The following is a 9,505-nucleotide window of genomic DNA, read 5'->3' as shown; positions in this document are numbered from 1 at the left end:
CGGTGCGCAAGACGGTTCGCCCGGGCGTTCAGGTCCGCGTAGCTGACCGCCCGACCCTCGTACACCAGCGCCACCGCGTCGCCACGCCGCGCCGCCTGAGACTCGATCAGGTGATGAGTGAACGTCGTCTGCAGGTCGGCCTCCCTACCGCGCTGCCAAGCCCCCAACAGCGCCTCAACGTCAGGCGATCCGAGCGCCAGACTGCCCAGCGGCGCCAGCGCATCTTGCGCCAGCAGGCTTATCTGCACCTCCAGCGACCGAAGCAAAAACGCCGCGGCGCGTGCGTCCACGTCGGCTTCGTCATGGCGCAGCAGCAACGACAGCGACCCATTCTGGGCCACCACCAGCGTGACGGCGTAGTTGGTCTCTTCGCGTCCGTCCAGCCCGCTGAAGCGCAGCCCCAGGCTCCCGGCGTCGCGCAGCACGCCGTCCACCGGGTAGTTCTCGAACACGACGATATTGTCGAAATAGCCTTGGGCATCACGCCCACCCAGGCGATGAATATCCTGCAACGGCACGGTCTCGTGCTCACGCGCGGCCAGGTTCTGCGCCTGCAGTGTCCGCAACCAGTCTCCCACCGGCATCACTGCGGGCATGTCGATCGCCACGGGCAACGTGTTGATGAACACGCCGACGATACTCTGCGACTGCGGCAGCTCATCCGGCCGGCCGGCCACGGTGGCGCCAAAGCACACCTCGTCGCGGCCAAGGCAGCGCGCCAGCACGCGTGCCCATGCCCCCTGCACGAGCGTGTTGAGCGTCACATGCTGCGCGCTCGCCCATGCCGAGAGTTCCCGAACCCGCGCGGCATCGATCTCAAGCCGCTGTTCGCCCTGGCCCGCGGCACCGGCCCCCGCCGTCAACGCGCCCGCCACCCGCGTGGGTTCGCCAATGCGCGCGGCCTGACCCTGCCAATAGCGTTGCGACGCCTGCCGATCGTGCCGGCCCAGCCAGTCGATGTAGTCCCGATACTGGCCGGCGGGCGCGGCGATGGCCTCGCCGCCATACTGGCGCAGCACCTCGCCGAGCAGTTGCGCCGCGCTCCAGCCGTCCATCAGCAGATGGTGGTGCGTCCACAGGAAATGGTGCCGTCCGTCCGGCCGCCGAACCAGCCCAAAGCGCATGAGAGGCGGCGCATTCAAGTCAAAGCCCTGCGCCAGTTCGTCCCGGGCCAGACTCGTCAGCGCGGCCTCGATATCGGTTCGCTGGCTCCAGTCGTGCCGCGTGAACGGCGCCGCTACCGTCCGCGCTATCCATTGCAGCGGCGCGTCGCCCGGCAGGAAGCCCGCGCGCAAAGCGTCGTGGCGCGCCAGCGCGGCCTGCCACGCCTGTTCGAAACGCGCCTCGTCAAGTCCTGCAATGTCCACCCGCAGCTGGTTGATATAGGCAGAACTGCCAGCTTCGTAGGCGCTGTGGAACAGCATCCCCTGCTGCATGGCCGACAAGGGATACAGGTCCTGCACCCGCTCGAGGGGAAGCTGCAGCGCATCCAGCGCGTGCTGATCCAGGCCTGCCAACGGGAAATCACTGGGTGTGACACCCCGGGCGCCGCTCACGCAGTGTTCGATGAGGCCAAGCAGCTCCTCGTGCAAGCCCGCCATCAGGGCGCGCATCGCGGCGCCATCCTGGCGCGCCGCGCTATACGTAAGGCTCAACGTCAGGCAGCCGCCCAGCACCTGCCCACTGACAGCCAGTTCGTGCTCCAGCGTCGCGGCGGGGTCCTGGCTTGCGCCGACCGGCTCGGCGGCCGGCAACCACTGCGTGCCTCCCTCGAAAGCACCGTCGAACTGGCCCAGGTAGTTAAACAGGATCTCCGGCCGTGATCGTGTCGCCATGACGGCGCGTTGCGTGTCGTCGCTCAGATGGCACAGCAGCCCATGGCCGATGCCGTGGCGCGGCACCGCACGAAGCGCTTCCTTCACGCGCTTGAGCGCATCGGCGCGTCCCCCCGTGCCATCCAGCCGCACGGGATACACGGCGGTAAACCATCCGACGGTGCGAGACAGGTCAAGGCCGCCGTCCATGTCGCGGCCATGGCTTTCCACGTCCACGGCAACGTGCCGTTGGCCGGTCCAGGAGGAGACCGCCCGCGTCAGCGCCGTCAACAGCACATCGTTGATTCTCGTGCGATAGGCAGCCGGCGCCGTCTTCAGCAACGCGGCGGTCTGGACCGCATCAAGCGAAATCGTCTCGACCGCCGCATCCCCGACCGTACGCGCGCCATCGGGGTGTGCGCACGGCAGCGTCCCCGCGTCCACCGCCGTCAGTCCAAGCCAGTACTCGCGCTCTGCTTGCGACGGCTGGCCTTGTTCATGCAATGCGCGCGTCCAATCCTTGTAGCTCGCGGTCTTGGCGGGCAGCACCGGCTCCCGGCCCGCCTTCGCCTGTTCATAGGCCGCTTGCAGGTCTTCGAGCAGGATGCGCCACGACACGCCATCCACCGCCAGGTGATGGACTACAAGCAGGAGGCGCCAGCCGCCATCGGCCAACTCCACCGCCAAGGCCCGCATCAAGGGGCCTTGCGTCAGATCGAGGCTGCGCTGCGCCTCCTCGCACAGGGTGCCCAGCGCCGCCGCATCCGCCTGCCGATGCCACAGCATGGCGCCGATATCGGCGGCGGGACCATAGAATTGCCGCGCCCGCCCCTGCGCATCGAAGGCCATGCGCAACCGCAACGCATCATGCTGCGCCACGATGGCCGCCAAGGCGCGGCGCAACGCAACGACATCCAGGGCTTCGCGCGGGCGCAGCAGCACCGCCTGGTTCCAGTGATGAGGCTGGGGGATGGCTTGCGCAAGGAACGCCTGCTGGATTGGCGCCAGCAGGACTACGCCCTCGGTCTCGCTCGCGGTCACCGCCAACTCGACCGCCTGCGATTCCCCGGCCAATCTCGCCACGGTCTGGTGTTCGAACAATTGCCTGGGTGCGATGCGCCACCCGGCCTTGCGCAAGCGCGCGACGATCTGCAGGCCCAGGATGGAATCGCCGCCGAGCTCGAAGAAGTTATCGTCGCGCCCGACGCGATCCACGTTCAGCACGTCACGCCAAATGGCGCAGAAGGCCTCCTCCCGCGCGTCGCGCGGCGGTTCGTAGGCGCGCGCGCGCAGCGTGTCGGGGTCCGGCAGGGCCTGGCGATCCACCTTGCCGTTCGGCGTATGCGGCAGCTGCGCGACGGACACCATCACTGCGGGCACCATATACCCCGGCAAGTCCTGCTCCAGCACGTGCTTGAGCGCATGCTCGGCGGCGCCGTCCAGCGCCGGACTGAGGTAGGCCACAAGCCGCCCTTCCCGCGCAACGACAACAGCCTCCGCGACGCCGGGTTGCGTCAGCAACAGCGCCTCGATCTCGCCCAGTTCGACACGATACCCGCGGATCTTGACCTGATTATCGATGCGGCCCAGGTACTCGAGCGCGCCATCCAGGCGCAGCCGCGCCAGGTCCCCGGTGCGATAGAGCCGCCCGCCCGAGTCGAACGGGTTGGCCACGAAGCGCTCGGCCGATAGCGCCGCACGGCCCAGGTAACCTCGCGCGATGCCGCTCCCGCCTATGTACAGTTCGCCGGTCACGCCCGGCGGGCATGGCTCCAGGCGGTCGTCCAGCACCACGCTGGTCGTCCCGCCCACGCGGTGGCCGATCGGAATGCGCGCATCACCGCCGCCCGGCTGGATGCGGCTGGCGTGCGACCACACCGTACCCTCGGTCGGGCCATACTCATTGACCAGTGCAGCGCCAGGGAGATGCGCGGCATGCTCCGCCACGACGTCGGGATGGCAGGCCTCCCCCGCCACGATCACGCAGCGCAGCGGCGCCTCGGCCACGCTCTCGACCAATTGCCGGTAGAACGAAGGCAGCGCCAGCATGTGCGACACACCCGCCGACTTGACCAGCTCCGCGATCCGCAGCGGATCCTGATGTTCATCCTCCGTCGGAATGCATAGCACGCCGCCCTGCGAGAGGGTCCAGTAGATACCGGCCACGGAACTGTCGAACGAGAAGGACGACAACAGCAGATAGGCAGAGACGGGCTCCGGCGCATAGAACGCGTGCCGCGCCAGCGTCGAGGCAACCGCGTTGGCGTGGCTGATCTGCACCCCCTTGGGATTGCCGGTGGATCCCGACGTATAGATCACGTAGGCCAGGCTGGCGGGCGCGATCGCAACGCCGCTTTCCTCTTGCGCGCCACCGGCCGCGGCCGCCATCCCGCCTGTCTCGTCCAGCACGAGCACCTGCATGGCGGATTCCGGCAATGCCGGCACATTGCCGCCGGCAACGATCACGGTACGGATGCCTGCATCGTCCAGCACGTACCGCACCCGAGCGGCGGGATACGCGGGATCGACCGGCACGTAGGCCGCGCCCGCCTTGAGCACACCCAGCATCGCCACGATGGTCAAGGCCGACCGCCCGATGAGTATGCCTATCCGGTCGCCTGGGCCCACCCCTGCCGCGGCCAGATCGCTGGCCAGTCGCCGCGCCCGCGCATCGAGCTCGCCGTAGGTGAGCCGGCTCTCCCCACAACGCACGGCGAGCGCCCCAGGTTGCAGGCGGGCCTGCGCCTCGACCAGGCCATTCAGCGTGGTCGGGCCATCACCCGGCGGCATCGCCACGTCCGCAGTGTCGAATCCTCCCGCCACCAGCACCTCTTTCCGGGTCTGCGCATCCAGCAGCGAAAGCGCGGACCACGGCAGATCCGACACCGCGGCCTCACCAAGCCAATGTGCAAACTGCCCATGCCACGCGGCAAGCGCGGCGCCATCAAAGACACCATTGCTTTGCCAGACCAGCACGACGCCTTCGGCGCTGGCATGCAGTTCGCAACGCAGCCGCGCGGCGGTGCCCTGCGCGCGCAGCGCTGCCAGACGCCAGCCGGCCGGCAGCGTCGCGACGGGCACGAACTCGAACTCGACCCCCGCGTCCTGACGACCTTCGCGCGCCAGCCATTGCGCCTGTGCGGCCGGATCGAAGCACTCATGCCAGCTGTCGGCGGCCTGCGTCTGGGCCAGCACCGCGCCCGCAAGCGCCCGCGCATCGAGCGCCGCATCCAGCGCCAACGTCAGCGGCAGACGCACGGCGAAGTTGCCGAGGGCGCCCGCGAGCTCATCCTGCCGCTCTCCCCGCCACCATTGCAGAGACACCGTCTCGGCACCGTCCAGGCGCGCCACGAATGCCGCCCACCAGGCCAGGCCCAGCTTCTCAAGGGGTACACCCTCCTGTTCCGCCGCCTGTCGCAACGCGGACGCCTGCGCCGGCGTCAGGGCTGCGCGCAGCGTCGCGGGCTGCCCTGGCGCCTGCTGGAACGGCAGGCGCGGCGGGTCCTGCGCCTCCGCCGCCCTGCCTTGCCAGTAGCGCTGCCCCTCCCGGCCCGGCTCGCTCTCCAGCAATTCTTCCTGCCAGGCCGCATAGTCTGCATATTGCAGGGGATCCTCGGCAACCCGGTCGGCCTGGTCCGCGGGCGCGCCCGCCAGCGCGACGCATGCCACGGCAAGATCCTGAATGGCGCGCAGGTCCAGGCTGCAGCGCGCGGCGGCCAGTGCAAACCGGATTCCCGCCGGACCGTCGTCCCGATAGGCCGCGGCCACTACCGCGCCCGCCAGGACATCGATCTGCGTTTGCGCCGCAACCAGGACCGCCTCGTCGTGCGCGTCGCCATCCAGCCTCTGCCATGCCGCAGGCAGCGCGGACCATAGCTGCTGCACCGGAAACGGCGTCCCCGCGACGGGCCGATAACGGGTTCGCAGGATCTCGTGGCGCGCCGTCAGTGCCGCCAGCGCACCCGCCAGCGCAGTCTGGGTCACCCCGGCCGGCCCCTCGACCAGAACGGAGACGGTGGCTGCCAACGACTCCGCTCCGGGCGCGGCGATGCCGAGCTGCTGCAAGGAAAGACGAAACTCTTCAGGCTTGGCGATGGACTGCGTCATGCATTTTCTCCAACATCCAGATCTTGGGCGCGGCAGGCGTGCGCCATGGCGACGAGAATCCGGCGCGGTCCCGTATAGGGGCTGCGTCCATGCAGGCAGAGCAGGTTGTCGACCATCAGCACATCGCCGCGCTGCCAGGGAAACTTGACCATCACGTCCAGGTACAGGCCCTGGAGATGGCGGATCACGTCGTGTTCGATCGGCGCGCCGTCGCCATAGAAGGTGTTCTGCGGCAGGTCTTCGGCCGCGAATTCGCTACGCAGTTGTTCGCGCGCGGAAGCGGGCAGGCTCAGCTCATGAAAGAACGTGCCGTGGTTGCACCAGACTGCCTCGCCCGTCTTGGGATGCCGCATCAGGGCCGGACCGACCTGGCGGGTGCGCAGACGGTCTCCGGAACGCCACTCGGGCACGATGCCCACGCTTTTGCAGTAGGTCTCGACTTCGGCGCGGTCCCGGGTCTGGAACACCGTCTGCCAAGGCAGGCCGAAGCCTTCGCCGAAATTCCGCACGTACATGATCTTGCGACGCGCCAGCGCATCGCGCACGTCAGGATCGATACGGCTGAGAAGCAGCCGGGTGCTGCCAATGGGTGTCTCGCCCTGCGTCAGCGACGCGATATCGCAATAGAAGAAAAGATGCAGCGGCAGCACCGGCGAATACGAGTGTTCGTTATGCGGAAAGATGCTCTCCTGCGCCGGGTAGTCGGTGGAGGTGTAGACATTCAGGTCCTTCTGGATCTGCGTCCGCGGCGACGCGCGGAACTTGTATTCCAGCGCCCCGCCAGACACACCGTCGATATAGGCGTTGAATTCAGCTGCCGACCCCACCGGAAATCCGCGGAACAACACCGCGCCGTGCTCGACCAGCCGAGCGTGGATCAAGTCCTGGTTGTCGCGGGCCCATTGCGCCAGGCTCACGCCCGGCATGGCGGGCTCGGCCAGCGCAGGCAGCGTGCCTGTATCGAACAGGAAAGACCAGCGCACCAGTTCGGCGGCGTCGCCGGATACCGCGTGCCGGCGTGCCGAGCGCAGGCCCGGGCGCGTTTGCAGGATGCTCATCGTTTTTCCTTCGAAATAGTGAGTCACTGGGCGGCGCCAGGCCGGATCCGACGGCGCTTCAAGCCATCTCTCAGGGCGCCAAGCCGGGCGTCCCGTTCACCCGCAAACCGGTCGGTGGCGCGTTGTCTCGCGGCCCGCGCCGCGTCCTCCAGCGTGCGCAGCGACGCCGCGACGTCGTTGGCCAGGGTGAGGATCACGGCGGCAATCTCCCCGGCCAGGCTGTCCATGCTGGCGGCCTCAAAGCATTCGGCGTCATAGAGCAGCGTGGCCTGGATCCTGTCGGGCAACGCGATGTAGCTCACGATCAGGTCGAGCTCCGCCTCTTCTCCATGCACCGGCACCACCTCAAGTTCCAGGCCCGCCACGTCCACCGACGGAAGGCCGTCCTGGTGGATCACCTTCACCTGAAACAGCGGCGCCCTGCCACCGCGATCTCGGGATCCCAACGCGGCGACCAGCCTGTCGAAGGGCAGGTCCTGGCGACTGGCCGCGGCGAGCACGGTATGCCGGACCTGGGCCAGCAGCGCCGCTCCCGTCGCCGCCGCGCCGCAGTCCACCGGCAGCGCCAACTGGTTCACGAAAAAGCCCACCATGCCCTGCGTGCCCGGCGTCTCGCGATTGGCCACATCAGTGCCCAGATAGAAGCGCCGCTGGCCCGTGCGCGCCGCCAGCGCCGCCGCCGTCGCGGCCCACAGCAGCATGTAGGGCGTGGCGCGCGCCTCCCCGGCCGTGCGCGCGATTCGCGCCGTCAGCGCGGCGTCCAGCTCGAAGCCCGCGGTCCGTAATGGATGGCCGCGCCGGGCCGTCGGCGGCAGCTCCGGCGCCAGCTTCAACGGTTCGAAGCCCGCCAGCTCCGCGCGCCACGCCTCGGCCTGACGCGCCGATTCGCCTTCGTCGAGCCAGCGCCGTTGCGCGGCGGCATAGGCCAGATAGCGCGCCGCGCCCATTGGCGCCTCGAGCCGTCTGCCTTTGCGGGCGGCGTCGTACCCTTGCAGGAAATCGCGCAGCATCACCTTGCTGCTCCAGCCGTCGGCGACGATGTGATGCGCCACCACGATCAGCAAGTGCGTGTCCGAATCGATCCGGCCCGCGCCAACGCGCAGCAGCGGCCCATTCGCAAGGTCGAACGGCCTCGCCGCATACTGCCGCGCCGTGGCTTGCCACGCGTCCCGGTCGCCGGAAACCGCGCAGCGGTCCACCGCCAACGCCATCGCGCCCGCAGGCAGGACGCGCTGCCACGCTCGGCCCTCGTCCTCACCGAAGACGGTTCGCAGCATCTCGTGCCGGTCGATCAGTCCTTGGGCCGCGGCCGCGAGGGTGTCCAGGTCCAGCGGACCGCGCAACAAGAAGGCCATGGGAATGTTCATCGCGGTGCCGGAAGGATCCAGCTTCCACAGGAACCACAGCCGCTGTTGTGCGTACGAGAGCTCACCCTGCTCGCCTACCGTCGCCTCATGCAGGCGCGGACCGGCTCGCCCAGCAGCGGGAGCCGCTTCCAGCGCCTGCGCCAACAGGTCCAGGCGCGGGCAGGCAAACAGCTGCTCCAATTTCAAGTCGCGGCCCAATTCCGCGCGCACCGCTGCCGTGATACGGGTGGCCAGCAAGGAGTGCCCGCCCAGCACAAAGAAGTTGTCGTGCCGCCCCACACGCTCCGCGCCCAGCACCACCGCCCAGATGCGCGCCAGCGCCTGCTCGATCTCACCCTGCGGCGCTGCGTAGGCCTGCGAGGCCTCGGCCTGCACCGCCGGCAGCGCCTTGCGGTCGATCTTGCCGTTGGCGTTCAGCGGCAGCGCCGCCAGCGGCTGGATCACCGCCGGAACCATGTAGTCCGGCAAGCTCCGCCCCAGCGCCTCGCGCAGCGCTGGCACCTGGACGCCCAGCGGCGCCACGTAGGCCACCAGCCTCTGGCCGCCCGAAGGCTGCGCCGCGGCCACCACCACCGCCTGCTCCACGCCCGGCTCGGCCAGCAGCCGCGCCTCGATCTCGCCCAGCTCGATGCGCAGCCCNGCCGCCCGAAGGCTGCGCCGCGGCCACCACCACCGCCTGCTCCACGCCCGGCTCGGCCAGCAGCCGCGCCTCGATCTCGCCCAGCTCGATGCGCAGCCCCCGGATCTTCACCTGATGGTCCAGCCGCCCCAGGTACTCCAGCGCCCCATCCTCGCGCCAGCGCACCAGGTCCCCGGTGCGGTACAGCCGCTCACCCTTGGCAAACGGGTCGGCCACGAAGCGCTCCGCGCTCAACGCCGACCGATGCAGATAGCCCCGTGCAAGGCCCGCGCCGCCCAGATACAGCTCGCCCGCCACGCCCTGCGGCGCCGCGTTCAGGTCCGCGTCCAWCACCCGGCACACCGTGTTCCAGATGGGCCGCCCGATCGCCACCGCCCGGCCATCGTCTTCGCACCGCCAGTGCGTCACGTCGATCGCCGCCTCGGTCGGGCCGTACAGATTGTGCAGCGCCACCCCGGGCAGTTGCGCCCACAGGTCCGCCTGCGCCTGCGCGGGTAGCGCCTCGCCGCTGCACAGCAC

The 9,505-nt window shown here is 69.2% G+C and carries 3 protein-coding genes and 1 pseudogene; all 4 read right to left on the bottom strand.

Annotated features, from left to right (window positions below; all coding sequences use genetic code 11):
• Positions 1–5,921, bottom strand: a 5,921-nt coding sequence (locus ASE30_RS05440; protein WP_057283189.1) for a non-ribosomal peptide synthetase, incomplete at its 3' end; no start/stop codon positions are given.
• Positions 5,918–6,979 carry a TauD/TfdA family dioxygenase gene (locus ASE30_RS05435; RefSeq protein ID WP_057283188.1) on the bottom strand — a complete coding sequence of 354 codons (1,062 nt, stop codon included), beginning with the start codon at positions 6,977–6,979 and terminating at the stop codon, positions 5,918–5,920. The genes ASE30_RS05440 and ASE30_RS05435, both read right to left, overlap by 4 nt.
• 23 nt (positions 6,980–7,002) lie before the next feature.
• Positions 7,003–8,913 carry a condensation domain-containing protein gene (locus tag ASE30_RS29870; protein ID WP_369819300.1) on the bottom strand — a complete coding sequence of 637 codons (1,911 nt, stop codon included), beginning with the start codon at positions 8,911–8,913 and terminating at the stop codon, positions 7,003–7,005.
• Between the two features lie 73 nt (positions 8,914–8,986).
• Positions 8,987–9,505, bottom strand: a pseudogene (locus ASE30_RS29365) (AMP-binding protein); the annotation flags it as partial.

It is taken from the genome of Achromobacter sp. Root83, from assembly GCF_001428845.1.
GTDB lineage: Bacteria > Pseudomonadota > Gammaproteobacteria > Burkholderiales > Burkholderiaceae_B > Achromobacter.
The sequence above is the reverse complement of the archived record's forward strand: the minus strand, read 5'-3'. Positions and strand labels throughout refer to the sequence as shown.